At 60.7% G+C, this 522-nt stretch carries 1 pseudogene; it reads right to left on the reverse strand.

The features are described 5' to 3' along the window. Positions 1 to 522, reverse strand: a pseudogene (locus AC1Q80_RS30845) (multicopper oxidase family protein); the annotation flags it as partial.

A 522-nucleotide genomic window follows, 5' to 3' on the forward strand; every position in this document is an offset into this window, starting at 1 on the left:
ACAGGCAGGTCATTGTAGATCCGCGTCATGATGGGTTCGCCGTAGCGACCCTTGATCAGGAACGGTGGCAGGCTGCATTCGCCGGCCCTGCCGCTACCATAACACCAGACGCTGTCTGGCTGCTGCACCGGGAAGTGGTCGTGGAAGTATCCGCCGCCGGCCTGGGTAATTTCGCCGAGCCTCATGATGTAACCCACTTTGGGGAAGAACTCGTCCCAGCGCTGATGCGCGAATATCTCTCCCGGAGGGCGCCCTTCGATCGGGCCACGATTGGTCCTCGGATTGATGAATTGCCTGTTTGTCGGATCGGCCGAAAAATCGGTGTGATAGGACAAGCGCTTCGCCGGCCGTTCAGCCAGATGCGCTGGAAACGCCGCATGACCCTCTGCAGTGCGCGTCATCGCAACCGGACTGAGCAGGTGCAGACGGTGCATGGGTTGTGAGAACTTCTTGACGCCGAAAAGCGGTGTGCGCGGCACCCCGGTGGGGATCGCCGCATAGGCGCTCTTCGCAAAGGGACTA

The sequence above is a fragment of the Ensifer sp. GW823-FHT05D09 genome, assembly GCF_058795755.1.